The sequence below is a fragment of the Alteromonas australica genome, from assembly GCF_000730385.1.
In the GTDB taxonomy this organism is placed as follows: Bacteria; Pseudomonadota; Gammaproteobacteria; order Enterobacterales; family Alteromonadaceae; genus Alteromonas; species Alteromonas australica.
The window spans coordinates 2,602,505-2,628,798 of the sequence record NZ_CP008849.1; the positions used below are offsets into that span (position 1 = coordinate 2,602,505).

Consider the following 26,294-nt stretch of genomic DNA (forward strand, 5'->3'; position numbering starts at 1 on the left):
TACAGTAAGGAAGACTTATCATGAAAAGACGACACAGCGTATTTAACCATTGGCTTTGCAGCGTGCTTATATCGCTAGCCTGCGTACTCCCTGCGAAAGCCGCTAACGACATAAACATACACTACGAAAAATTCACCTTAGATAATGGCCTTACCGTTATTGTGCATGAAGATCGTAAAGCCCCGGTGGTTGCCGCGGCAGTGTGGTACAAGGTGGGGTCGAAAGATGAGCCGCTAGGGAAATCTGGCTTTGCTCACCTGTTTGAACACCTTATGTTTAACGGCACTGAAAACTACGACGACGAATGGTTTAAACCCCTTCAAGAGGTAGGTGCTACCGGGTTAAATGGCACCACCAGCTTCGACCGCACCAATTACTTTCAAACGGTTCCTACCCCTGCATTAGAACGTATTTTGTGGATGGAATCAGACAGAATGGGGCATCTTTTAGGTGCAATCACCCAAGAAAAATTAGATGAACAACGAGGGGTAGTACAAAACGAGAAGCGCCAAAGAGAAGACCAGCCTTACGGATCGCTACTTACCCATGCGGTAAAAGCATTGTTTCCTGACGAACACCCCTATTCGCACACCGTTATAGGCTCAATGGAAGATTTAAACTCAGCATCACTGGACGATGTGAAAGCATGGTTTAACGAGTATTACGGGCCCAATAATGCCATATTGGTATTAAGTGGCGATATCAACGCTGCGCAGGCCAAACCTATGGTAGAAAAATACTTTGGTGATATTGAACCTGGGCCGGCCTTGGCAAAATGGCAGTCTTGGGTGCCTGAGCGCAATGCTAATACCCGCCAAGTTGTACAAGACAAAGTACCACAAACCCGTATTTACCGGCTGTGGGTCTCGCCAGAAAATACTAGCCCTACTGCCACCGATTTGTACATTGCTGCCAGCGTGATGGGTGATGGTAAAAACTCACGAATGTATAAAGAGCTAGTGTACAACCAGCAAATTGCTACCAATGCGTCGGTGTTTAACTATGAACAGAAACTGGCCTCTATTTTTGGCATTAGTGTAGATGTAAAACAAGGCGAAGACCCAGCTGTTGTTGAACGAGAAATGGACAAAATCATCAACCAATTTTTGAAAAAAGGCCCAACGAAAGATGAAGTAAAACTTGTATCAACAAAGCGCAAAGCTGCAATTATTCGAGGCTTAGAAGAAGTAGGTGGATTTGGCGGTAAAGCAGATACCTTAGCAAGCGGCGAATTTGTCGCCAACGACCCTAACTATTTTAAAACCGAGCTAAAGGAACTGGCTAATACAACGCCGAAAAAAGTAAAAGCTGCCGCACAACAATGGCTGAGCGACGGCTGGCATCAAATTACCTATATCCCTTTTGCTGAACATGCCGCCACCAGTGACGGTGTAGATAGAAGCACAGGTTTGCCTGCTATCACCTCGGAAACACAGCTGTCTTTCCCCAACGTTGAAGTAACCACCCTATCGAACGGCATAAAACTGGTATTTGCTAATCGTAGTACAGTGCCCTTGGTTAATATTGCCATGCAATTTGATGCAGGATACGCAGCAGACGCAGGCGGTAAACTTGGTTTAGCGGAGTTTACTACCCGCATGCTAGATGAAGGCGCAGGTAAATATGATGCCCTTGAGCTCGCCGCTGAACTAGAGCAATTAGGGGTGGAGTTACGCAGCGGCTCTAACCTAGACACCACCACGGTGCGCATGTCGGTTTTAAAAGAAAACATGAGTGATGCTGTGGCACTAATGGGTGACATCATCACTGCCCCAACGTTCGCAAAAGAAGAAATTGAACGCCAGCGCACCCTCATTTTAAACAGCATTGCGCAACAGAAATCTCGCCCGGTGAGTATAGCCTTAACCCTACTTCCCCCGCTTATTTACGGTGACGGCCACGCTTATGGCATTCCATTTACCGGGACAGGCACAGAAGCGGACGTAAGCGCCATCACCCGCCAAGATTTAATCAACTTTAAGGACACGTGGCTTCGCCCCGATAACGCCACCCTCTTTGTGGTGGGTGATACTTCTCTTGATGAAGTAAAAACGGTGTTAGAAGACGAGTTTGGGAAGTGGCAAGCTAAGGGAAGTAAAGGGATAAAGCAAATTGCGCAAGCTAACCTCCCTGAACAAGGTAGAACCATAATCATCGACCGCCCTGGCTCTCAGCAATCGCTTATTCTTGCTGCACATTTAGCCCCTCCCACAGGTATAGACAACAACATTGCCATAGAAACCATGAACCAAACGCTGGGTGGCGCATTTACCGCTAGGGTGAATATGAATTTGCGTGAAGACAAAGGCTGGGCTTATGGCGCCTATACCTTTTTGCAAGATGCTCGCGGCCAACGACCATTTATGGTGTACGCCCCTGTGCAAACCGACAAAACTGGCGCGTCCTTGGTTGAACTCAAAAAAGAGCTCAATAGCTACTTAGGTGATAAACCACCTATGCCCGACGAGCTTGAACGTGCACGTTTAGACCAAGTGCGTTCACTGCCTGGCCAATATGAAACGTCAACTGCCGTGTTGGGAAGCTTACTATCGAGTAGCCGTTTTAATCGCCCCTATAACTACCCAGAAACCTTGGTAGAACAATACAATGTGCTTACCTTAGACGACCTTGAAAAAGCCGCCGCGCAAGTCGTGATGCCCGGCAAGTTAACCTGGTTAATTATTGGCGATGCTGAAAAAATTAAGAAAGAAGTAGAAGCAGCCGGTGTAGGGCCTGTATCAGTGCAAAGCATGAGCAGCTTATAAAGCTAACAGATAGACAAGGTGCAAAGTACACATGGCTCTTGGATAGCCAATGTACTTTGCACGTTTAAGTGTTATTTCTTAATGTGCACGTTTAACGCTGGTTAGAACTAAAAGCAGACTTCATTTGGTTAGCAAAAGCCACAAATTTTTCCTTAATCGTGCGTTTCAAACCCACGTCTACACCTCCCATCATTACAAACCCTTCAATGGTGATGGTTGGGGCTTGCCTGTTAGCAATGGACGGCGCCTTATTATCTAGCCCACCCATGAAGCAAAATGCCTTTGTAACCACATTGACGTTTTCAGGCACCTTAATATCAATGCCCCCCATTACGCACAACGCTTTTATCGTAACGTTAGATGACGTAAAAATAGCATCTGAAAAATCTATATCCGCGCCGCCCATTAAACACAATACTTTGATTTCTTTTGGAACTTCCCACATGCCTGTGCGGTTAGATCCTCCCAACACGTTTATCATGGTTTCGGTTTCAGGAATATTGCTGCTGGCGTAATTAATACTAAATTGCTGCTGCTTTCGGTTGTTAAATTGGTCGTCTACATTCATGGTTAAATCTGACGCCAAATCAACAATTTCTTGATGTGATAGACTGGCCATAGCGGCGTCAAGGCGACGCTCAAAAGCTTCTGCGGATATCACGCCGTGACTATAGTGATAAATGAGTTTATCGATGACTTCTTCACGTACTTGCTCTATGGGGCGATCTTCCAATTTTACAGTCATAGTAAGTTCCAAAAGAGATTGGTTTTTTGTTTAACGCTTAACAAGCAATTGCCTAGCCAATTATTAATTTTATATAAATCATAAGCTTACAAATACTATAAATTTTAACGGTTACGTTAACGCCATAATATGGTGAATTTGACGCCTTATTAGCGAAGTTTGTCATAATAAAAGTAAACGTACGCTACCGCTAATAGCCCACACGCTATCCGAAAACTACTCCTCGCTCCCAACAGCAGTCATATTAACGAATAAGTCCTTCCGGTATAACGCAACATACTCATTATTATAAAAAAAGTGTGAGTAGCGATAAATTTAAGCTACATTACGCTTGCCCTATTTAAAGTTAATAAGGCGAGGAAGAATGAAAAACACAAGGAGAACATATGCAACAGCGAGATCGTGCCGTTTTTGTTGGGGACAAATATTGTTCCTATAGCGGCAATGCACTAGAGGATGCCCCTCAGCTTAAACACCTAGATGACATTGCACCTGATGCCTTCGCAACACTAAAAACCGCCTATGAAAACGCATGGACAGTAACAGGTAGAGTCACCTCCAGCTATTTGTATAAACGAAACTACTCTTCTAGCAACGCCAATCTTACCCACAGTTTTTGGTGGATAGCGCTTTGCGATAAAAACGGTCAACTTCACCAATTCAGTTTGAATGCTGAGAGCCGTGTTTTTGAGAATATTAAGAAAGGGGATGTGCTTTCTGTTGTCTTTCCTACCAGCCTAACGCTCACACACCAAATCATGGGTCGAGAAGCCAAAGCGCGCGTTACCGACGACACCAAAGTGCCAGCTGCGATAGTGCACAGAGACGAGAATCAGCAATATAACATTGATAGCTGGTTTACCCCCTCAGACCGCCCTAAGTCGTACTGGTTTGTATTAACCTTTGTTTTGGCGATGTTTGGTTTTGGTTCGGTGCTTGGCGCTGGCCCAGAGATGTTGGGGGGCGCTCTTCTCGTTGCATTCGTTACGTTTTTGCTAGAGTACGTAGCTAATGGAAATAAACATGAAAAACAGCTGGAAAAACACGCCACCTTGACCGGTGCCATGGACGCGTTCTTAAACGTAACTAAAAAACAACTTGGGTTTCATTTAGCGGCGCGCGAGCACATGCCAAGTGATATATTTTGCCACCGGTGTGAAGAGCGCATAGCAAGTGATAGCGTGTTCTGCGCCTCTTGCGGTTCACAGCAAAATACCGATTCAAGCCGCGTTCAAACAACCAATGTTGCCGCTATTGAGAGCGACTTACTAGGCCAGTTTCATGTAGATTATAGTGAAGCCTACACCCATAAACGGGTGTTGGGAAAGGATCAGGACTGTGAGGTAAACGTATCTTGTATGCTTGCAAAGGTGGTGTCTAGGGATACTAGCTCGAATGTCAGTGATGTCACTACCACCAAAACCACCACCCGCAGTTACGATGTTTATCACGGCAACCGGTATCAACGTACAGAAACCGAAACGAGTGTAAGCAGTAACCGTCTTCGACAGTCGAAAATGACAGGGAAGCTCGTTATTAAATTAGCAAACGATGAAATACGTGAGCAAGGCTTTGCTGAAGACATTATTGGCGGCTTAGATGAAGGTGACTGGTTTATCTATGCCAGAGCCGATGCACAATTTCCCGTGTCATCGCACAACCGTGAATATGCGTATAATTTGTCGCAAAACCACCACTTCACCACCAGCACCTTTAAAAGCTACAGTGGGCCAAGCGCCATAGCCAAGTGGGTAATATTATTGGTGCTATTTCTAGGCGGCAACTGGCTATGGTCGGCCAATGCATTAGATATTCTTATACAATTTCAAGAGTACGCTTTTGCAGAAGAACTGAGCTATTACATGCCGATAGTGGAAAACATACCACTGATTGTGTTTGCGCTACTCAACGTTTACTGGTTTGTTCGAACGCTGGCGGTTAGCGCGCAAAACAGAAAAGCGAGAGAATCTATCTTGTCACGCTTAAGTGATACCTTAAAGCAGTTTGAAATCGAGTTACCGCAACTGCAAGAAAAAATAAAACGTATATCTTAAGCTTATTGAGGGCGGTGCTCACCGCCCTTTTTCCCTATTTCATGAAGCGGCACATGCACACTAAAACAGCGGAATGACGTGTTTCAGCCTCGTGATATCCCCCTCTCCTACCTTATGATTGCGAAAGTAAATTGCCCACTCTGAGACTAATTCCTTGACTTCATCTACCATTCTTCTCGCTTTAAACGGTTTTAGACCAAACCTTTTTGATTGGCTAATCAGGTTCTCTAAAGAGCCCACCCTGCCATCATCACCAATGCCGATACCATGCTGCCTTGAATGATTAATGGGCAGAACGTCATAGGCTGGGCTTAGTCGCCAATGACCATGGGTAAAGTTGTAGAGCATGGCATGATTGCGAGAGTGATCATCCGTATTGCCCATCAAAACATTAAATACCATTCGATAATACAAGTCGTAAGCGTCAGCAGGCTCAGACACATATTTCATAATAAATTCGGCTAAGTAGCCATAGGTATATTCGGTACACATACTTGCATTGCTAACTTTGTTCATACTAAAAATTGAATTAGCACTTAAAAAGTGGCTATGCGGTTTCCCTTTGTAAATGTCGAAGCGCTCTACTAACAAAACATCACCAGAAGGTGTATGAATAACCTTGGTGTTTGCCACATTGCAAGGTAACTCACCCAGCATACGCATAGTGGCATTCTCTACATTAACAACGTTATACAAATCGTCTGGACGGTTGAACTTAGCAAGATAAGAGACGTCGCCCTCTTGAATAATCGTCTTTGGCCTAGCCCCCCCCATAGACGCACCAAATTCAAACGCTTTTTTGGCTTCGTCTGGCACTTCTTTGTCTGCTAAAATTGCGTCTTTCGCCCTTAATAGCATGGGAATATCACCTAATGTATTTTTACTGTATTTAGGCTTTGACGATGCGCTAGACAAACTAAATACTAATGCCCCCACCCCCATACCTGAGCCTGCCAGTAAAAACTCCAATCGGTTTTTAGGCGTAGTGCTGTGAAGAGACAAAATTACCTTTTCTCCCCAAGAGTCAGCCCCCGCATCAGATAGCGTACCAAACACCCCCTTGTTGAATGGCGTGCTGTATTCTCTATCGCTAAGCGGTAAGTGAATAGGATCTAAAGGAAACGCGTCGAGCCTATTTAAATAGCGCTTTCCGTACCGAAAGCGCCCTATTTTAGTGTCTTCGTCTACAAGTGTGACCCCACAAGGAATTGGTTTGTCCTCTAAGCCATCAATGAATACATAAGCTTTAGAAGTCATTGTCTAATTCCTGAACGTCTTTCCTCGACTTTCGGGAAAGCGCAGTAGTTTGCTGTGTTAACCGTTGCTCTATTATCTCTTGAAAGTCTTCTATTACCCCTAAATGCTCAAGCACATTAAACAGTGTTTCTGCATTAACCGCTTTGCCATTTTCTATAGATGAGATGGTGTTACGCCCAACCCCCACCCGTTGACCCAGTTCAGTTTGGTCCATGGTAACAGAGCGTAGAGAAACAACCAGCTTACCAATGGCACTAAGAAGGATGTCGGTTTTTTGCATGATATATTAAACATAAGGCTATTAATGCATAAAATATAGCGCAATCAAACGAGAAATCAATGTTTATTAATTTGTGCATAAATAGGTTTATGCACAAAATAAAAGGCAGGCAATGTGCGTAGAGTAGAATTTGATTGAGAAAGAATGATAAGCAGGGGGAGAGCATATTACGTCAATATGTACTCTGACCCCATTATTGTGAGTTTTAGTAGGCAGTTAGTGACTTGGCTGAACGTGCAATATGCCCACTTCCACTTTCACCACTTCCACTGTGGCGCCTTTTGGCAGTGATGATGAAGATTTGATGGTCCAGGCAACGCCTGAAAAGCGCGCGGTGCCGGGTTGACCAGGCGCGACATCGCTGTCTAAGTCGAACTGAGTACCAATCCAATCAGATTTAACCTCTTTGGGCGCACGGTCTCGTTGAAGCAATTTCAACGGCCGCCAAAGCGCAAAGGTAAGTACCGCATCAAGAACAGCTATAGCAATAAGCGCATCTAACATGGCCTCGTCGATTACACCCACGTACATAAGGCCAGATGTTAATAGCAGTGAAATACCTAGCGTGAGTAACAATATGGTGGTGAAGCCCATCACCACCTCAATAATCAGCAGCAGTAGCCCAAAACCAAGTAGAAAGTGAGGTAAATTGGTAAACATATTATCCATAGTTACCCCTTCTTGCCTATTGCGTTTGCAATTGTCATGGCTTGTGCAACTACATTGCCTATTTCAGTGCCGCTGTCAGGCAGTAACACGATAGAAGACTCTTTCGCAATTTTCTCTTTTGCCTGAATAGCGCCTTTTGCTAGGTCAAGCTGCACCGCTTTTTGCCCTTCTTCAGTGGCGGCCGCTTTACCTACAGTTTCAATCGCTTCAGCATCTGCTTGTGCCACGCGAATAATAGCTTGTGCTTCACCGTCTGCTTTTAATATTTGCTCTTCTCTATCGGCTTCTGCGGCAAGTACTATGGCTTGTTTATCACCTTCAGCACGGTTAATGGCGGCTTGCCTATCCCCTTCCGACTCTAAAATTTGCGCCCGCTTCAAGCGCTCGGCCTTCATTTGCTGTTCCATTGCATCTAATACTGAATTTGGCGGGTTAATGTCTTTTAGCTCGTAACGTAATACCTGAACACCCCAGGGCGCAGCGGCTTCGTTCAATGCCGACACAATATTCGTGTTTAGTAGATCTCGCTCCTCAAAGGTTTTATCTAGCTCCATTTTACCCAATTCGGAACGCATAGTGGTTTGCGCTAATTGCGTTACCGCAAACACGTAGTCTTCTACACCATAGGTGGCTTTGTAAGGGTCGACCACTTTAAAATACAACACACCATCTACGCTTAAGGTAATGTTATCTTTAGTAATAGCTGATTGCTCAGGCACGTCACCCGCTTGCTCTTTCAAAGAGCGATTAGCCGCAACCGTATCAATAAAGGGCACGATAAAGTTTAAACCGGCTTCCAACGTGGTGTTGTACTTGCCGAACCGCTCAATAATAAACGCGCGGTTTTGAGGCACGAATTTAATTGACGATTTAAGGCCAATCACAATTAACACAAGTAAGATAACTTGATACGAAAACACGTAATCTAAAACAGTTTCTAATTCCATTTATGTACTCCTAAACAGTTAATACAACGGCGTTCTTTCACGGTTATACCACAAAAATAAAACATCTAGGGTTGTTAAATTGTCAGGAAACGTTACGGGCGTGTAGAGAATGCGGGAAAGATTGGGGGTGAGAGAGAAGTTGGTCGGTGTGAGAGGATTTGAACCTCCGCCCCCTGACACCCTGTCCACTTCCCCATTAATGAGACAGTCCATTAGTTCTTCTGTAAATCGCTGAGACATCTTTTCTCCCTAGTACACAGAATTATAAAGCAATTTAGTGTCTAGAGAAGTCTGGTCGATTCAAGCTATCTTCCCTAATACATTGAAATACTTCATTGGCCAATTTGGTGAATACCGCTAACGCATTATCCCAATTCACGGGGCTTTCTGCATAAACCATTGGGCTCACATAGCTGTTGTACCTTTCTTCAAACTTGGGATCATCAGTCAGTAGTTGTAATCCGAAACACAACTCGTCGATGGGAGATTCAACCATTTGTGGATGCTGATTACCGAAACGTTCAACATCTAATTCAATGGCGATTGTCACTACGTTGCTGAGCGCTTCTATATTTGCTGGCTGAGCCTTTTGGATATGGTACGTGTCGTAGATATGCCTGATAAGTGTTTCGTCGTCATCACGTTCATGATTTCTGGCGACGCTTGCCGTTCTGCGCATCATTGATAACAGTTTTTCAGCTTGAGTCTCTAAGATTGCAGCGCATTCCATGTTTTTTACTTCAATATCAGATTTGAGGACTTCGGCATAGATAGATTGAATGCTTTTAGATTCAGCTTCATCTAGGAGATCTGATTCGATGAATTCCAATTTAATAAAAGGTCGCAGGCAAGGTGCTTGCTGGTATGCTTGAGGATAGCGGATATCAAAACTGAAGTAGCGATATTCATCCTTTACAGTAGCTTGTTCTTCAATGGAAAAGGTGCCGCCCTCTGATATCAAAAACTCAATATGCTGCTTAACCGCTTTACGAGCCTTTCGCCTAGCGCTTCGTGATGTTAGATTATTAAATACATTGTTGGGAACCAGTTTAATATCGATATCTTCCGACATGCGATACGTTTTTATAACAGACTTGGCAAGTGCAGTGCCGCCCGTAAATACCAACTGGTGGTGTTCGAATTCGATTATCGATAAGTGCTTTAATAGTTGGACAACATAGTAGTCCTTTTCGACAATTGCCGGGTTGCCTAGCCCTATGGCGTCGGCAACATCGACAAATAGCGAGCTATCGAGCTTCGTTGACACGCTGTTTACCTACGGAAATTTTACGGGTAAAGCGTGGATCGGTTGGAACAATTTTAACACTGGCTGGAATTTGCGTACTCTGGCCTAAAAAGTTCATGTTCGACAAATCATCGAACTTGTAGCCTACATCTAATCTTTCCATAGCTTCTATTAATACACCATCAGCACCCGCAGCATTGTCAGGCATCAATTTACCTGTAATGCGATTGACTCTGGCACGTGCATAAAGCCCGTAACCTATCTTCATCAACACGCCTTCACGAGCAAGACTTCTAAGGCCTCGACCTACTTGGTCGTAGTCAGCTATATCTTTAAAATCGGAGCGCAAAAAAACAGAACGCTTAGAGCGCTTGACTCTTGTTTTTATCCTGTCTTGTATCGTCATCTGACACCCCCTATGCACATTGAATATATAATAGGCAAAAATACGACATTTTTCAACCGCAAAAATACGACACCAAGATAACGCAAAAACACGACACAAAAATAAAATAATTAGCAATTAAAATATATAGTTATGTAATTCTAAATATAGAAAAAATATCACCGCGCGGACGGATGAAACCGTATGTACGACTCATTCGACTCACTCTGCAAAATATGCGTGTATACGTGCGTAATAGAAAGGTCTGCAGGTCCTGAATCTGGCGAAGGTTAGCACCATTGCTAGGCATGTGTGTTGCTGCTGAATGACGAAACATATTACAAGCAGCGTTGACATCGAAGCCTGCGGATTTGAGATACTTTTTAATAAGCTCCGAAAGTTGCGTGGGCCTGAATGGATTACCGCTATTGCTTAGAAACAATGTGTAACCGAATAAAGGTTTCCAGTTTCGGACGACACTGGGATATACATTCATCAATGCAAGCCAATGCTCTATTGGGAGAACATTCTAGGCTTTCCATTCTTCGTTTGTACAAGGCTCAAAGAGTACAGTATATGAACTTTATCAAGATACTAGTGATGTACCTCTCACCTATTAAATTTACTAAAACCTTCAAGCAGTCAGCCTCGTGAATCCTCTCGACATACTGCCACAATTCGTCCTTGTTCTTATACTTACTATACAAGTTATACGCCAAGGATAACTGCTTGTGCCCTGCTAGTTTCGTAGCGATGTCTTTTTATCCATTGCTCAAATAAACAACAATAGAAACTAAAAGTGACCCGAACGGTGACCCTGTTGGTTATTTAGTTCGTTAATTCGTGAAATAAGAGTGATGACCCATTGTGGATGGGATGGTGTTATCAATCGTGTAAGGTGAATGCTTATCCCCCGTTTATGGGGTAGAGCCGCTCTTTTTACGAGCAATCAATGAGCGAGGTAAGTCATTGAAAAATAGGAGAAATTGGTCGGTGTGAGAGGATTTGAACCTCCGACCCCTGACACCCCATGACAGTGCGCTACCAGGCTGCGCTACACACCGACCGAAAGAGCCGACAAGTCTACTCAATTTTTTCCACATTGCAACGATATTTGCTAAAAAGCACGGCTAAGCGCTCAATTGCTAACCAACTCTTTGTTTTAAGCAGATAAACCTAACGTTACGTAGCACACAATCGTTACCACCACTGCCACTAACACATTAAGCACAATCCCTTCTCTGGCCATGGTTTTTATATCAAACTTTTCGGTGGAATAGGCAATGGCATTGGGCGCAGTGGCCACGGGTAGCATAAATGCACAACTGGCGCTAATAGCGGCAGGAATCATCAGCAATTTAGGGTCTACGCCTACGGCAAGGCCGGCAGCGGCCAAAATAGGCATAAGTAAGGTTGATGTGGCCGTGTTCGACGTTATCTCCGTTAAAAAGGTAACGAACAAGCAAATACACAACATTAATAGCAGTACCGGTAATGTGGAAAGGCCAGTAAGCCAGGTACCCATGACTACACTTAAACCCGATGCCATGAACGCTTTCGCAATACAAATGCCGCCCGCAAACAACAGTAGCATTCCCCAAGGTATGTCGTTGGCGGTTTTCCAATCGAGTAGTTTTTCATTGTTGCCTTTGGCGTCTACTTCTCCATTATCGTTGCCACTGTTTACCAAAAACATGGCAACAACACCTGCTACAGCAATAGTGCTGTCGCTAATGGTGGTAATACCTAGCCATGCCGTCCAAAAGGGTCGAAAAATCCACGCCAGGGCCACCGTGCCGAATATGGCGAGTACCCGCTTTTCGGCTTTTGTCCAGTGCCCTGGCTCGGGCAAATCTATATTGCCAACGGTTTTAATGCCGCGAGCCAACCACAGTGCCATAACAGGAATAGCCACAATCACAATAGGAATGCCGGTTTTCATCCACTCAATGAAACTGTATTCCACCCCTTGGGTTTCCTCGTAAACGCTCATAAAGATGATATTGGGCGGCGTGCCAATGGGCGTACCTACGCCGCCCAAACTGGCAGCGTAGGCTATGCCTAATATAAGTGCTACACCAAACCTGGGGTTATCCAAGGCATTAATAATGGCGATAGCCATAGGTAACATCATGAGAATTGTGGCGGTGTTGCTGATCCACATACTCAGCACGGCGGTGGTCATCATGAAGCCTAAAATCACTTTAAGGGGGCTTCCCGACCCTGTTACCCGTAACATGTAGATGGCAAAGCGTTTGTGTAAATTAGCTTTTTCTAGTGCTTTCGACAACATGAACGCTGCCATTAGCAACATGATAACGTGGCTGCCAAGCGACGAGGCCGCTTCAGTGTGGCTAATTACACCAAACAACGGAAAAGCGGCGAACGGAATAACCGAGGTGGCGGGGATGGGTAACGCTTCGGTAACCCAAAGCACCGCAACGAACAAGGTAATTGCTGCGGTAAAGATAATATCTTTGGGTTGATTCATCACGTAAAGCACGCCACCGAGTACCAACGATGACAAAAACGCGAAGAATATTATAGTATTTTTCTTGGTCGCGGGCTTTTGCATTGCGCTTCCCTTATGCTGAACGAAAATATAATTGTTATTGTTTTATATTTTCTACCAGCAAATAGCGAGAAACGCACGCCATGATATTGAATTTACATTTTATTTTTCTTGGTCGTCGGAAGAAATGCGGCTAGCCACTGCGCCGTCTTGCCCTTTGTATTTGGCATCTACACGTGCGTTATAGGGCTTTTCAGCCGGGTTCGACAACACCTCAAAACTCAACGCCCCTATTTTCATTTTAGGTTTTAGCGCCAAGGGTAATTTACCGCTGTTATAAAACTCTAAAACAATATTCCCCGCCCAACCGGGGTCAATTCTATGTGCAGTTACGTGCACCATTAGCCCTAGCCTTGCCAATGAAGAGCGCCCATCTAACCAGCCAACTATATTGTCTGGCAAGGTCACCGACTCATGGGTTATCGCTAGGGCAAGCTCTCCAGGGTGTAAGAAGAATGCTTTGCCTTCAGGCAGCGCTATTTCATCGCTCATTACATGATCAAGCGCTTCTTGTACTTGCGCTTTAGGGCCACTTAAATCGATATAGGGCGCTTGGTGATCTTCAAATACGCGAAACTTGTTACCAAGACGAATATCTACAGTTACGCCACTGATTTGGTCGTAATCTGGCATGGGGTCAATGGTAATTTTCCCCTCTTGAAGATGTTGGTAAATGTCGCGATCGCACAAACGCATGGTGGTGTTCCTTATGTCAATAGGCCGCTATTATGCGGATGTAGCGCTAGCCAATCAACCGATTGTCTTAGGCTTTTGAGTATTTTGATAATTTTAGGGTTTTCCCACTATGCCGATAGGGTCACCACGCAAGTGCTTTTTACCGTCGGAACGTACTTCAACGCTAAGCGCCAGTTGCATCGACATTGCCCGAGCCGCCTCTCTATAGCTAACCGAAAGCGGGCTTTCAGGTTCGCTAAGTAATAGCGGCGTGCCTGCATCTGCATGTTCGCGAATGCCTACATCGAGGGGCAGTTGCCCTAACAGTGGCAATCCATGACGCTGTGCCAATGCTTCGCCGCCATCTTTGGCAAAAATATAATCTTTGGTGCCACAAGCTCGGCACTGGTAATAACTCATATTTTCGATAAGCCCCAGCACAGGCACGTTCACCTTTTCGAACATACTAATGCCTTTTTGCGCGTCAGCGAGCGCTAAGTCTTGCGGCGTGGTTACCACAACCGCGGCGCTTAAGGGCACTTGCTGCGCCATGGTTAACTGAATATCGCCGGTGCCCGGCGGCATATCCACAATAAGATAATCCAAAACGGGCCACAGGGTTTCATCAAGCAGCTGCTTTAAAGCGCGGCTTGCCATAGGCCCACGCCATACAGCTGCATCTTCTTGCGGCACTAAATAGCCAATGGAATTAGCCACCATGCCATGAGCGCGCAAAGGCTGCATGTGTTTGTTGTCGCTACTTTCTGGGTGCTCACCGTCGTTACCCAACATAATAGGAATAGAAGGGCCATAAATGTCAGCATCTAGAATGCCCACTCTTGCGCCTTCTTGCATAAGGGCAAAGGCTAGGTTAACACTGGTGGTCGACTTCCCTACTCCTCCTTTCCCACTCGCCACGGCAATCACATTCTTAATATTGGTCACGGGCTCTACGTGGGTAACATGGCTGTCTATATATTGGCGAATATGTAATTGCCCTTGCTTAAGCTTACCCTTTAGGGCGGCAATGAGGTGTTGTTCAATATTCGAAAACTGGCTTTTTGCACAAAACGGCAACGTAATGGTTATTTGTACACCCTTATCGTTTTTTTCTTCGCTACACCAAGGTTGGGTATCTTTAGCGGTTAAACTGAAATAGGCGGCTAAAACTTCAGCAACTTTACCCGCTAATCCTGCCCCTTTTTTCGAAAAGAACATACAACTTCCTATCTTGTGTGTATTAAAGTGAATTACGTAATGCAAAAAATGCGGATTTCCGCTAGTATTTGCAGCCATTTTGAAACGCAAAGAATCAATACGTCATTATGTCAGAAAAACGCCGCATTCTGGTGACCAGTGCGTTGCCATATGCCAATGGCTCTATTCATTTAGGTCATTTGCTTGAACATATTCAAACCGACATCTGGACACGTTTTCAGCGTCTTCGTGGAAACGAATGTTACAGTGTTTGTGCCGACGATGCACACGGTACTCCTGTTATGCTTAAAGCGCAGGAGCTGGGCATTACACCAGAAGAAATGGTGGCAAGAACCCGCGCCGAGCATCACCAAGACTTACTCGACTTCCATGTTGAGTACGACAACTACTATGTGACGCATTCGCCAGAAAACAAAGCGTTGTGTGAAGATATTTACACACGTTTAGATAATGCTGGTTATATTAGCAAGCGCACCATCAACCAACTGTTCGATCCCGAAAAAGAAATGTTCTTACCCGACCGTTTTGTAAAGGGTACCTGCCCTAGCTGCGGTGCGGAAGATCAAAACGGCGACAGCTGCGATGTGTGTGGCGCTACCTACAGCCCCACCGAAGTGAAAGATCCTCGCAGTGTGGTATCAGGCGCCACGCCAGTACTTAAAGAATCGGAACACTTCTTCTTCGACTTACCGAAGTTTGAAGACATGCTAAAAGGCTGGATCCGTTCTGGTGCGTTACAAGAAGAAATGGCCAATAAGTTGCAGGAATGGTTTGAAGAAGGTCTTCAGCAATGGGACATTAGCCGAGACGCACCTTATTTTGGCTTTGAAATTCCTGGCGCACCCAACAAGTTCTTCTACGTTTGGGTAGATGCACCTGTAGGTTACATGGCCAGCTTTAAGCATTTCTGTGACCAAAACAACTTAGAATTTGATGATTTCTGGAAAGCAGGTGCCGATACCGAGCTTTACCACTTTATTGGTAAAGACATCACCTATTTTCACTGCCTATTTTGGCCTGCCATGCTAGAAGGCGCGGGATACCGCAAGCCTACTGGCGTGAATATACACGGTTTCGTTACCGTTAATGGTAAGAAAATGTCTAAGTCCCGCGGCACCTTCATTAAAGGCCGCACTTACTTAGATCACCTGAACCCGGAATACCTACGCTATTACTTTGCCTCTAAGCTAAGTGACAGTGTTACTGACATCGATTTAAACTTTACCGATTTTGCACAAAAGGTAAATTCAGACCTTGTGGGTAAGGTCGTTAATATTGCTAGCCGTTGTGCCAGCTTTATTACAAAGCGTTTTGACGGCAAACTTTCAGACAACATTGTTGAACCTGAGTTAATGGCTGAATTTCAAACGGCGGCAGACAGCATTGCCGCCTTATATGAAAAGCGCAAGTATCACCAAGCGGTTCGTGAAATTATGGCGCTAGCTGATAAAGCCAACCAATTTATCGACAACAATGCGCCTTGGGTTACTATTAAAGATGAATCCAAACAGCAGTTCACCCACGATGTATGTTCATTGGGTATTAACATGTTCCGCATGTTGGTTATTTACTTGAAGCCAGTATTACCGATACTTGCTGAAAAAGCAGAAGCCTTCTTAAACGACGAGTTTAACTGGGCATCGCTACAAACCGTTCTTACCGGCCACAGCATCAATAAATTCAAGCCAATGATGCAACGGGTGGAAATGGAGAAAATAGACACCATGGTTGAAGATTCTAAAGAAAGCCTTGAACCCCAAGCACCAGCAATCGACCCTAATAGCCCACTAGGCAAAGACCCTATTAGCGATACTATTAGCTTTGATGAATTTGCCAAAGTTGATTTACGTATTGCGCGGATTGCCAAGGCAGAACATGTAGAGAAAGCAGATAAGTTGCTGCGCTTAGAACTTGATTTAGGCGGTGAGACTAAACAGGTTTTCGCGGGAATTAAATCGGCGTATTCACCAGAAGCACTGATTGGTAAGCATACTGTGATGGTAGCAAACCTTGCGCCTCGTAAAATGCGTTTCGGGTTATCCGAGGGCATGGTGCTAGCCGCAGGCCCTGGTGGTGACGAACTCTACATTCTAGAGCCACACGAAGGTGCAAAACCGGGGATGCGCGTTAAGTAGCCCACCCCGTTTGTTCTACACAAAGCCACTGACAGCTACCTGTTAGTGGCTTTTTTATTTCCTAATGTGTTATTTGCTCAATTTGGCTGAGCGGTAAGACGGTGTTCTGGCGCTTGCAGCACCTACCGCAGAGAAGCGGGGCTTTAATTTTAATTTAGGGCGAATAGCCGTCATAGGAAATACCCGTTTGCGTGCCAAAATAACGTAAGCGGCACTGCACCAAGGCAGATAGCGAGACAAATACTGCTGAATGCGTTCAGAATACTGCCAACGAGGCTGAAAGAATAGCGTTGAAAACATGATTTGCCGTTGCTCTACAATTTCAAACCCCAGCAATTGTAACCAATCTCGAATTCTAAACGAGGTAAAAAAACGTGCATCGTGCAGCAAATTATCACGTTTCACTGGCAATATTTTCGCCATACCGGCCAAGCTTAACGGGTTAAAGCCACTAATAATCACATAGCCACTTTGGGTAATGGTTCTATCCACTTCACGTAAAATTTCATGGGGGTCTTGTGCGAAGTCTAATTCATTGGCCAGAAGAAACCCGTCTATGCTGTTTTCGGCGAACGGTAATATGTGTGACTGTCCAATCACGTACGATGAAGAAAAAGGTGACTGTCCATTTTCATAGGCGGTGCTGGTGGTGTCTTCATCTTGTTCGCTGGCACGTTGGTTAAACGCGAGGCTGCTTGTAACATGGGTTTCGCTGGGCACTTGATTGACCACATGCCGAATAGGGCTTTGGTTTAAAGGAATTTGCGCACTCAGCGCGCCTAACTTAACGAAGTGATAGCCAAAAATGCGCTGAGTGTAGTCGTCACACACTTGGGTGACGGCTTGCTGTATTTGCGGGCCAGCAGGAAAGTCTGTCCAACTGCTTGGATACCGTGGTGCCTCGTGACGAAATGCAGATTTCATATTAAACTTAGCGTGCCCTAAGGTTGCTCTACGTACTACAAGTTCTTATAGTATCGCATAATTATACCTACACAAGCAGGTGCGCCATGACAACTGACGTTCTTCCCAGCGGTATTTCACTCGTTCCTATTGAAGCCTTCACCGATAACTACATTTGGTGTCTTCACAATACTCACGATGCCATTGTGGTAGACCCCGGCGATGCCGAGCCCGTTTTGGCGTTTTTGAAAAAGCACCAACTGGCGTTAAAAGCGATTTTGATCACCCACCATCATCACGACCACACAGGCGGCATTGCTAAACTTGTATCAGCCAACCCAGGTATGCCCGTGATAGGCCCAAGGGGTAACCACATTCGTGGCATCACTAAATCGGTATCTCAGGGCGATACTGTGCAACTGCCTGTACTCTCGCTTAACTTTCAAGTAATGGAAGTGCCGGGGCATACATTAGACCACATCGCCTTTTTTGGCCATGGCATTGTGTTTTGTGGTGACACCTTATTTTCGGCAGGTTGCGGGCGTTTGTTTGAGGGCTCTCCAGAACAAATGCTCCATTCACTAAATAAGCTAAAGCGCTTACCCGACGATACCTTGGTGTGCTGCGCCCATGAATATACGTTAGCTAACATTAGCTTTGCACAAGCGGTAGAAAAAGAGAATCAAGCACTCAACAATTACCAACATTGGGCAAAGCAACAAAGAGAGGCTAACTTACCCACTCTTCCCTCAACATTAAAAGAACAGAAAAATATTAACCCTTTTTTACGCGCACATGAACTTTCAGTAAAAACCGCTGCCGAAGCCTATTGCGAAAAAACATTACGGGACGATGTTGCCGTGTTTACTGCGGTAAGACGTTGGAAAGATGAGTTTTAATGCAAATTGCTTCGTTTATAAGTAGAATACGCGGTTTGCTCAAACGCTGAGAGGTTTCTTCATAATGCAGTTGAAGTTTGTTTTGTCTCCCCTGGTTTTAGCCGTGGGGCTAAGCGGGTGTCAGATCACGGATGAACAAACCCTAGAATCCAGCACGAACGACCAGGCCTTGGCGTCGTGCAATGAATTACATACCACAGAAGAAGCCATAAACGATTGTGAAATAGCCCGCGATGGTGTGATTGAAGTTGTGCACCCAAACGATGCCTTGCTCGATGAAGCCCAAGAAATCGTGGACACACAAAATATTGAAACCCAAGCGGTGATCACCGACGTTTGGCAACGGGTAAGTGATGGCTTACGTTTTCATATTCCTGACGATAAGCGCGTAGAAGCGCAAAAGGCATGGTATCTAAAGCACCCCGAGTACATGAAGCGGGTCGTCACGCGTGCGCAGCCGTTTCTTTATTACATTGTAGATGAAATAGAAAAGCGGGATATGCCTATGGAGCTGGTACTTCTGCCCATAGTAGAAAGCGCATTCGACCCCTTTGCTTATTCACATGGCCGTGCGGCGGGTATGTGGCAATTTATCCCCGGTACAGGCAAACGTTTTGGTATGGAGCAAACCTGGTGGTACGACGGCCGTCGAGATGTGGTTGCTTCAACCCAAGGCGCGCTAGATTACCTCACCTACCTTGCCAACATGTTTGATGGTAACTGGTTACATGCTCTAGCGGCATATAATAGTGGTGAAGGCCGTGTTTCTAAAGCCATTCGCGCAAACAAAAAAGCGGGTAAACCTACCGACTTTTGGAACCTGCGCTTACCCCGAGAAACCCGCGCCTATGTACCCAAATTACTGGCGCTAGCCGATATTCTCAAAAATCGCGATACCTACGCTTATGCATGGCCAGAAGTAGAAAATGTGGCCGTTATTGATATTGTCGACATAGGCTCCCAGGTTGATTTGGCATTTGCAGCCGACCTTGCAGGCATGTCGCTTAAAGAGCTTCACGCCTTGAACCCAGGTTTTAATCGCTGGGCAACGTCGCCTGAGGGGCCTCACAGGCTTGTACTCCCATTAGATAAAGCCAGTACTTTTGCTGATGCATTGGCCAAGATTGACCGTAACGACCGCCTAAACTGGGTGCGCTATACCGTAAAATCGGGCGACAGCTTAAGCGAAATTGCCAGTAAGTATCATACTACCGTTAACGTGGTTAAGCAGGTAAACGAGCTTAAATCTAATACCATACGTGTAGGGCAAGCTATTATGGTGCCCGTGGCGCTTAAAGCGCTTGATGCATATTCACTAAGCCAAGGTGAACGGCTAGCAGCTACCCAAAATACGAAGCGCAGCGCACATAAAATTACCCATACCGTAAAATCGGGTGATACCTTGTGGGACATTGCGCGTAAGTATAAAGTATCGACAAAGAAGCTTGCTAGCTGGAATGGCATGGCGCCCAACGACATGCTTAAACTGGGCAAAAAATTAGTGGTTTGGCAAGACACTCCAGTAAATAAGAACAGTGATGCCATTATTAAGCAGCTAACCTATACCGTAAGAAACGGTGATTCGTTATCGCGCATTGCATCAAAGTTCAATGTTCGTATAAATGACATTAGTAAATGGAATAACATCAATAGCAAACGCTACTTACAACCGGGGCAAAAGCTCAAGTTATTTGTAGACGTCACTAGGCTAGACAGTACAGGGTAACAAGTATGCTAAAAATTAACCGGGAAAATTTACGCAATAGCCATGAAACTCCCTGGTTAATTTTAGATTTAGTCATGCTAGGGGTTTTGTTTGTGAACCTAGCATGGCTCATTTTCGATGCCCTTTACGCTACTGACTTCATTTACGCCCAAATTAATGCCTACTTCCCTGCGCTGGTTAACGCATACGATCCCATTCACCATAACTTTTTGCTGGTAGATTTAGTCTTTATAGGCATTTTTCTTACCGAGTTTTGCTTTCGATGGGCTGTGGCTATTGCGCGTAAAGAGCACCTTCGCTGGTACTTTTTTCCTTTCTTACATTGGTACGACTTAGTGGGCCTTATTCCCCTTGGCGCAACGCGGCTATTTCGTTTTTTACGCATATTTTCAATTTTGCATCGGTTGCACAAATTCCAAATTATCGACTTAAACCAAACGGCGATATTTCGGTTTTTTGCGTTTTACTACGACGTTTTCGTAGAAGAGCTTAGCGATCGAATTGTTGTTAAGGTACTCAGTGATGCCCAAAAAGACATTGCAGCGGGTTCACCCTTAGTTGACGATATTACCCACAATGTATTGGCGCCTCGTCGCCCTGTTATTACGCAATGGTTGGCGGGGGTGGTGAATCACTTAGGACAGTCTATTAGTAGTCAGGAACATGGGCAGGTGATTCGAGAACATGTTCGAAAAAGCGTGGGTAAGGCTGTGCGTAGCAATGCGCAAGTGTCCACACTTAACTATTTACCGGTGATAGGTAAAACCATAGAAAACACGTTAGAAGAATCGGTAACAGACATTGTGACGATGTCGCTGGTGAATTTACTCAGCGATTTAGATGCTCAGCGTATTGATCACTTTATGTCGGTGGGTATGCACGATTACACCCCCACCGCCGACGCATTAGATAAAGAAGTGCTGGATGTTATTAATGAATGTTTAGAGCTAGTGAAATCTCACGTTGCACAGCAGCGTTGGAAGTCGCAACTCATGGAAAAAGAATCGGCAGTCCCCTCGTCTACGCCACCCCGAGCGCCAAAACCAACACCGCCAGCTAAATAGCTGGCGGCTGGTTGATTGTGCGGGGAATAGGCGGTGGCTACGCTTTACGCCATGTTGTGCCACCTGCACCATCTTCAAGAACAATCCCTTTCGCAGTGAGTGCATCGCGAGCGGCATCCGCCGCCGCCCAATCTTTTGCAGCACGGGCATCGTTGCGCTGTTTAATTAAGGCTTCAATTTCTGCGCTTTCATCATCGTCACCTTGCCCACCTTTTAAGTAAGTATCAGGGTCACTTTGCAACATGCCTAAAATACCGCCAAGCCCTTTAAGCACAGAGGCTAGCTTGCTGGCTTCCGCGGCGTTGTCTTTTTGGCGATTAATTTCACGGGCCACATCAAACAACACGGAAAAGGCCTCTGGCACATTTAGGTCATCGTTCATTGCCCCTTCAAACCTTTGCAGGTAACCGCCGTAACTTAGTTCGGTAGTCTCATCTATCACAACCCCACGTAATGCCGTGTATAAGCGCTCTAGTGCCGCTTTAGCCTGAACAATGTTATCTTGAGAATAACTTAGCTGGCTGCGGTAATGTGCCGACATTAAAAAGAAGCGTAGCGTTTCTGCATCATGCTCTTTTAGCACATCTCTTAGGGTAAAAAAGTTACCTAACGACTTCGACATTTTTTCGTCGTTCACCTGCACCATACCTGCGTGCATCCACACGTTCACGTAAGGTGTGTCGTACGCGCAGCATGACTGTGCCACTTCGTTCTCATGGTGTGGAAATATCAAATCTGAGCCGCCACCGTGAATATCAAAATGCGCACCTAGGTGCTTGTGATTCATGGCAGAACACTCAATGTGCCAGCCAGGACGCCCTTCGCCCCACGGTGACGCCCATGCAGGTTCACCCGGTTTAGCGGTTTTCCATAAAACGAAATCTAATGGGTCATCTTTGCCTGAAGCAACTTCAACTCTCGCCCCTGAGTTTAATTGATCTAAGTCTTGTTTACTTAGTTTTCCGTACTCAGGGAATTTGCTCACGTCGAACAGCACGTCGCCGCTGCTGGCTTGATAGGCAAAACCTTTCTCAACCAAACGCTCAATGATGGCAATAATTTCGTCCATGTGGCCGCTAACGGTAGGCTCTACGTCCGGTTCTGTTAAGTTTATGGCGGCAAAGTCTTCATGCATCATCGCAATAGTGCGAGCAGTGAGTGCTTCAAACGACTCGCCGTTGTCATTCGCTCGGGCAATGATTTTGTCGTCGATATCAGTAATGTTACGCACGTATTTTACGTCGTAACCTAAATGGCGCAGATAACGAACCAACACGTCGAAGCTTAAATACGTGCGCGCGTGCCCCATATGAGAAAGGTCATAAACGGTAATTCCACACACATACAAGCCCACTTTCCCTTCTTCAAGCGGAACAAACTTCGCTTTTTCTCGGGTTCGGGTATTGTATAAATGCAGCATAATTATCGTTTCCTTAGTAAAATTTGGCCGCAAAGTTTATCACTGTACGCATTGAAATGGTAAGACTTTGCATGGCTTTTTAACATCACGCTTTCCCGAATTACGTGTTTTGCGTTACCATGTGTCAATGAAGACTTTTTCGTTAATCAGGACAAACAAACATGGTTACTTTTAAAACAAACTTTGGTGACATCACCTTAGAACTTTTTGAAGATAAAGCCCCTAAAACAGTAGAAAACTTTTTATCGTACGTAAAAGACGGCTTTTACGACAACACCATTTTCCACCGTGTTATTGAAGGTTTTATGATTCAAGGCGGTGGTTTCACTGTAGATATGGATCAAAAAGACACTAAAGACACTATCGAAAATGAAGCGAACAACGGCGTAGCAAATGAAAAAGGCACCATTGCCATGGCGCGTACTAACGACCCTCATTCAGCTACCGCGCAGTTTTTCATTAACGTTAATAACAATGATTTTCTCAATCACACCAGTGAAAGCGTTAACGGCTGGGGATACTGCGCATTCGGTAAAGTTACCGAAGGCATGGACGTAGTAGAGAAAATTAAAAGCGTAAAAACCGGTTCACACGGCTATCACCAAGACGTACCTGTTGAACCCGTTATCATCGAAAAAGCCATCATCGCTTAATTTTCTTTCTTGGCTGCTTTTCTTCAAAGCAGCCAATTTCTACGCTAGCAGTGTTATATGTCATTTACTTACTTTATTGCCGATTTACACCTTAGTGCCGACCGCCCCGACATCACAGAGTGTTTACTTAACTTTCTGTCCCGTGACGCCAAACAAGCAGACGCCCTTTATGTTCTTGGTGATCTATTTGAAGTATGGATAGGCGATGATGACATTACACCTTTTAATACCGCCATTGCTGCCGCCTTTCATGAGGTAAGCCAGCACTGCCCTGTTTATTTCATGCACGGAAACCGCGACTTTGCTATTCGCGAGGCTTGGTTGAAGAAAGCCGGCATGTCGCTACTTAAAGAGCAGACAGTGGTCGATCTCTACGGCACCCCTACGCTTTTGACCCACGGAGATGAGTTGTGCACACGCGACGTGGCCTATCAAAAATTTAGAAAGAAATCCCGCGGTTGGTGGTGGCCAAGGCTGATGCTGGCACTACCGCTTTGGTACCGACGTAGAGTCGCTGAAAATGGCCGAAAAGAAAGCAAGGAGAAACAAAAAGGTCTTAAGCCTGAAATTATGGACGTCACTCCCCTAGAGGTTGAAAAGGCCATGCAGCGTCATGGTGTGCAAAGACTCATTCACGGGCATACCCATCGCCCGAACATTCATTCACTCACGGTGAATGGAAAACCTGCCACTAGAATCGTATTGGGTGATTGGTATGACCAAGGTAGTATTCTGAAGGTATCCCCAAAAGAAGTTATGTTACAACATAACAAATTTAACCAGTAATATCTGATACTTAGTCCATCATTTACTGTCACGAAAAATTAACAAATGTATTTTATTTCCCTTGTCAGTTCCCCAACTCAATGATGTTTAACTACAAATTTTTCTAATTTCAGTTAATTCACTCCGCAATTTCGAAACATAAATTTGAGTTAATATAACTGTCAAATAATCGTCACTTTCCCTCCCTATTGTAAAGAAAGAGCCAATTTTTTGATAATAATTATCATTATCAATGGCTTGTTATGTCTTAAAAAAAGTAACAGAAACCTTCTACCAACTTAATAACAAGTAGGAAAAAACGATGACTCGTACTTGGAAAGCGACACTGGGTGCAATAGCACTTGCGGTATCGTCTGGTTTGCACGCCGACGTGCTACCTGCGAATCAAACAGACAGCGCATGGTATACAGACGCACAAGCACAACTATTAGAAAAGCTTGCTACTAACAACCAGTTTAAAGCGAAGAATGTGATTCTTTTTGTTGGCGATGGAATGGGTGTGTCTACCCTTACCTCTGCACGCATACACAAAGGGCAACTTGAAGGAAACATGGGCGAGGAAGGCTATCTCTCTTTTGAAACCTTTCCTCATACCGCGCTTGTTAAAACATATAACGTTGACGCGCAAACCCCTGATTCAGCGGGTACCATGACCGCTATGATGTCGGGCCTTAAAACTGATGTGGGTGTTATCGGTGTAGATGAAGACATTGAGCGCGGAGAATGCGCAACTGTAGAGGGGAACGAAGTTATCACCGCATTAGAATTAGCGGAAATTCGTGGCCTTTCTACAGGTATCGTATCAACGGCACGTATTACCCACGCGACGCCCGCTGCGACGTATGCAAAATCGGCTGACAGAAACTGGGAAGACATTTCAGATATGCCTGAAGACGCAGTGTCTGAAGGTTGTGTGGATATTGCCGACCAACTTGTTAACTTCGAGCGTTTTGTTGAAGCACGTTACACCGGCGTTGATATTGATGGCATCGACGTAGCCATGGGTGGAGGCAGACGCCACTTTTTACCCAATGACGCTTCAGCCAACAGCCCAGATGCTTCAAGCGATGTAGAGGGCGATCGTACCGACGGTAGAAACCTTGTGACTGAATGGCAAGACACCTATAGCAACGGCGTATACGTGTACGATGAAACAGGTTTCGATGCTATTGACACCGAAAATACCGAGCGCTTGTTTGGCTTGTTTAACGAGTCGCACATGCAGTACGAAGCCGACAGAGAAAATGACATTGCTGGCGAGCCTTCTATTGCAGAAATGACCGAAACCGCTATCAATATTCTAGATAACAACGACAGCGGCTTTTTCCTAATGGTTGAATCCGGGCGAATTGACCATGCTCACCACGCTGGCAATGCGGCCGGCGCACTCACAGACACGCTTGCGTTTGAAGCTGCGGTAACCGCGGCGGTAGAAAATACCGACCCATCAGAAACCCTTATCTTAGTTACTGCCGACCATGGCCATGTATTTACGATTGCTGGCTACCCTAAGCGCGGTAACCCAATACTAGGAAAAGTGGTTAACGTAGGTGAAGAAGAGCCAGCAACAGCGTCTGATGGCACACCGTACACAACACTAGGCTACACCAACGGTAGAGGCTTCCAAAACCTGGGAGACGAAACAGATTCAGATGTGGCTTACGGCTTGGATATTGCCGCAGGTCGTGTTGATTTAACCGATGTTGATACCACCACAGCAGGGTATCACCAAGAAGCGCTTATTCCTTTGTCTTCTGAAACCCATTCTGGTGAAGATATCGCACTTCACGCAACTGGGCCAGGCAGCCAACTAGCACAAGGCGTGGTAGAACAAAACGTTGTTTTCCACCTCATTAACCAAGCCCTTGGCCTGATCAACGAATAAGTGGAGAAGA

23 protein-coding genes and 1 tRNA gene are annotated in these 26,294 nt (G+C 45.3%); 9 read left to right on the forward strand and 15 right to left on the reverse strand.

What is annotated here, in order from left to right; all coding sequences use genetic code 11:
- The first annotated feature begins 20 nt into the window (after nucleotides 1–20).
- Nucleotides 21–2,765, forward strand: a complete 2,745-nt coding sequence (locus EP13_RS11505; protein WP_052364375.1) for a M16 family metallopeptidase — start codon at nucleotides 21–23, stop codon at nucleotides 2,763–2,765.
- A 91-nt stretch (nucleotides 2,766–2,856) separates the two neighbouring features.
- Here EP13_RS11505 and EP13_RS11510 read toward each other — a convergent pair whose 3' ends face one another.
- The gene (locus EP13_RS11510; RefSeq protein ID WP_044057411.1) at nucleotides 2,857–3,510 is read right to left on the reverse strand and encodes a LiaF domain-containing protein; all 654 of its coding nucleotides are present in this window, start codon (nucleotides 3,508–3,510) and stop codon (nucleotides 2,857–2,859) included.
- A 386-nt stretch (nucleotides 3,511–3,896) separates the two neighbouring features.
- Between EP13_RS11510 and EP13_RS11515 the strand changes: the two genes are divergently transcribed.
- A complete protein-coding gene (locus tag EP13_RS11515) occupies nucleotides 3,897–5,564 on the forward strand; it encodes a hypothetical protein (RefSeq protein ID WP_044057412.1) in 1,668 nt (555 codons plus the stop codon).
- Nucleotides 5,565–5,624: 60 nt separating this feature from the next.
- On the opposite strand, the gene EP13_RS11520 is transcribed toward EP13_RS11515, so the two are convergent.
- From EP13_RS11520 to apbC, 12 genes are all read right to left on the reverse strand, one after another.
- Nucleotides 5,625–6,821, reverse strand: coding sequence for a type II toxin-antitoxin system HipA family toxin (locus tag EP13_RS11520; RefSeq protein WP_044057413.1), 1,197 nt, complete (start codon nucleotides 6,819–6,821; stop codon nucleotides 5,625–5,627).
- Nucleotides 6,811–7,101, reverse strand: coding sequence for a helix-turn-helix transcriptional regulator (locus EP13_RS11525; protein WP_044057414.1), 291 nt, complete (start codon nucleotides 7,099–7,101; stop codon nucleotides 6,811–6,813). The genes EP13_RS11520 and EP13_RS11525 overlap by 11 nt, the downstream gene beginning before the upstream one ends.
- A gap of 216 nt (nucleotides 7,102–7,317) precedes the next feature.
- Nucleotides 7,318–7,770, reverse strand: coding sequence for an NfeD family protein (locus EP13_RS11530; protein ID WP_044057415.1), 453 nt, complete (start codon nucleotides 7,768–7,770; stop codon nucleotides 7,318–7,320).
- A 2-nt stretch (nucleotides 7,771–7,772) separates the two neighbouring features.
- A complete protein-coding gene (locus EP13_RS11535; protein ID WP_044057416.1) occupies nucleotides 7,773–8,717 on the reverse strand; it encodes a slipin family protein in 945 nt (314 codons plus the stop codon).
- 18 nt (nucleotides 8,718–8,735) lie between these two features.
- A complete protein-coding gene (locus EP13_RS19260) occupies nucleotides 8,736–8,957 on the reverse strand; it encodes a hypothetical protein (protein ID WP_156026753.1) in 222 nt (73 codons plus the stop codon).
- A 34-nt stretch (nucleotides 8,958–8,991) separates the two neighbouring features.
- Complete coding sequence (locus tag EP13_RS11540) at nucleotides 8,992–9,984, reverse strand: nucleotidyl transferase AbiEii/AbiGii toxin family protein (protein WP_044057417.1); 993 nt, start codon at nucleotides 9,982–9,984, stop codon at nucleotides 8,992–8,994.
- Nucleotides 9,965–10,369 carry a DUF6088 family protein gene (locus EP13_RS11545; protein ID WP_044057418.1) on the reverse strand — a complete coding sequence of 135 codons (405 nt, stop codon included), beginning with the start codon at nucleotides 10,367–10,369 and terminating at the stop codon, nucleotides 9,965–9,967. Before EP13_RS11545 ends, EP13_RS11540 begins: the two co-directional genes overlap by 20 nt.
- Before the next feature lie 130 nt (nucleotides 10,370–10,499).
- The gene (locus tag EP13_RS19430) at nucleotides 10,500–10,844 is read right to left on the reverse strand and encodes a tyrosine-type recombinase/integrase (RefSeq protein WP_081869498.1); all 345 of its coding nucleotides are present in this window, start codon (nucleotides 10,842–10,844) and stop codon (nucleotides 10,500–10,502) included.
- A 491-nt stretch (nucleotides 10,845–11,335) separates the two neighbouring features.
- Nucleotides 11,336–11,412: transfer RNA gene (locus EP13_RS11550), tRNA-Pro, on the reverse strand.
- Between the two features lie 98 nt (nucleotides 11,413–11,510).
- Nucleotides 11,511–12,923 (reverse strand): SLC13 family permease, encoded by a 1,413-nt coding sequence (locus EP13_RS11555; protein WP_044057419.1) that lies wholly within the window; start codon nucleotides 12,921–12,923, stop codon nucleotides 11,511–11,513.
- 99 nt (nucleotides 12,924–13,022) lie between these two features.
- The gene (gene dcd, locus EP13_RS11560; protein ID WP_044057420.1) at nucleotides 13,023–13,616 is read right to left on the reverse strand and encodes a dCTP deaminase; all 594 of its coding nucleotides are present in this window, start codon (nucleotides 13,614–13,616) and stop codon (nucleotides 13,023–13,025) included.
- Nucleotides 13,617–13,709: 93 nt separating this feature from the next.
- On the reverse strand, nucleotides 13,710–14,813 hold the full coding sequence (gene apbC / locus EP13_RS11565; protein ID WP_044057421.1) for an iron-sulfur cluster carrier protein ApbC: 1,104 nt from the start codon (nucleotides 14,811–14,813) through the stop codon (nucleotides 13,710–13,712).
- Between the two features lie 107 nt (nucleotides 14,814–14,920).
- On the opposite strand from apbC, the gene metG reads away from it, so the two are divergent.
- Nucleotides 14,921–16,948, forward strand: coding sequence for a methionine--tRNA ligase (gene metG, locus EP13_RS11570; RefSeq protein WP_044057422.1), 2,028 nt, complete (start codon nucleotides 14,921–14,923; stop codon nucleotides 16,946–16,948).
- 69 nt (nucleotides 16,949–17,017) lie between these two features.
- On the opposite strand, the gene EP13_RS11575 is transcribed toward metG, so the two are convergent.
- The gene (locus tag EP13_RS11575) at nucleotides 17,018–17,872 is read right to left on the reverse strand and encodes a methyltransferase domain-containing protein (RefSeq protein WP_044057423.1); all 855 of its coding nucleotides are present in this window, start codon (nucleotides 17,870–17,872) and stop codon (nucleotides 17,018–17,020) included.
- 86 nt (nucleotides 17,873–17,958) lie between these two features.
- On the opposite strand from EP13_RS11575, the gene gloB reads away from it, so the two are divergent.
- The 3 genes from gloB to EP13_RS11590 all read left to right on the forward strand — a co-directional run bounded on the left by gloB (nucleotide 17,959) and on the right by EP13_RS11590 (nucleotide 21,540).
- The gene (gene gloB, locus EP13_RS11580; RefSeq protein WP_044057424.1) at nucleotides 17,959–18,750 is read left to right on the forward strand and encodes a hydroxyacylglutathione hydrolase; all 792 of its coding nucleotides are present in this window, start codon (nucleotides 17,959–17,961) and stop codon (nucleotides 18,748–18,750) included.
- 64 nt (nucleotides 18,751–18,814) lie between these two features.
- Nucleotides 18,815–20,476, forward strand: coding sequence for a lytic transglycosylase (locus EP13_RS11585; protein ID WP_044057425.1), 1,662 nt, complete (start codon nucleotides 18,815–18,817; stop codon nucleotides 20,474–20,476).
- Between the two features lie 5 nt (nucleotides 20,477–20,481).
- On the forward strand, nucleotides 20,482–21,540 hold the full coding sequence (locus EP13_RS11590) for an ion transporter (protein WP_052364376.1): 1,059 nt from the start codon (nucleotides 20,482–20,484) through the stop codon (nucleotides 21,538–21,540).
- Between the two features lie 37 nt (nucleotides 21,541–21,577).
- Here EP13_RS11590 and cysS read toward each other — a convergent pair whose 3' ends face one another.
- A complete protein-coding gene (gene cysS, locus EP13_RS11595) occupies nucleotides 21,578–22,960 on the reverse strand; it encodes a cysteine--tRNA ligase (RefSeq protein WP_044057426.1) in 1,383 nt (460 codons plus the stop codon).
- A 161-nt stretch (nucleotides 22,961–23,121) separates the two neighbouring features.
- Between cysS and EP13_RS11600 the strand changes: the two genes are divergently transcribed.
- The 3 genes from EP13_RS11600 (at nucleotide 23,122) to EP13_RS11610 (ending at nucleotide 26,284) form a co-directional block, all read left to right on the forward strand.
- Complete coding sequence (locus EP13_RS11600; protein ID WP_044057427.1) at nucleotides 23,122–23,613, forward strand: peptidylprolyl isomerase; 492 nt, start codon at nucleotides 23,122–23,124, stop codon at nucleotides 23,611–23,613.
- A 57-nt stretch (nucleotides 23,614–23,670) separates the two neighbouring features.
- Nucleotides 23,671–24,399 (forward strand): UDP-2,3-diacylglucosamine diphosphatase, encoded by a 729-nt coding sequence (gene lpxH / locus EP13_RS11605; RefSeq protein WP_044057428.1) that lies wholly within the window; start codon nucleotides 23,671–23,673, stop codon nucleotides 24,397–24,399.
- A 301-nt stretch (nucleotides 24,400–24,700) separates the two neighbouring features.
- On the forward strand, nucleotides 24,701–26,284 hold the full coding sequence (locus EP13_RS11610; RefSeq protein WP_044057429.1) for an alkaline phosphatase: 1,584 nt from the start codon (nucleotides 24,701–24,703) through the stop codon (nucleotides 26,282–26,284).
- The last annotated feature ends 10 nt before the right edge of the window (nucleotides 26,285–26,294 follow it).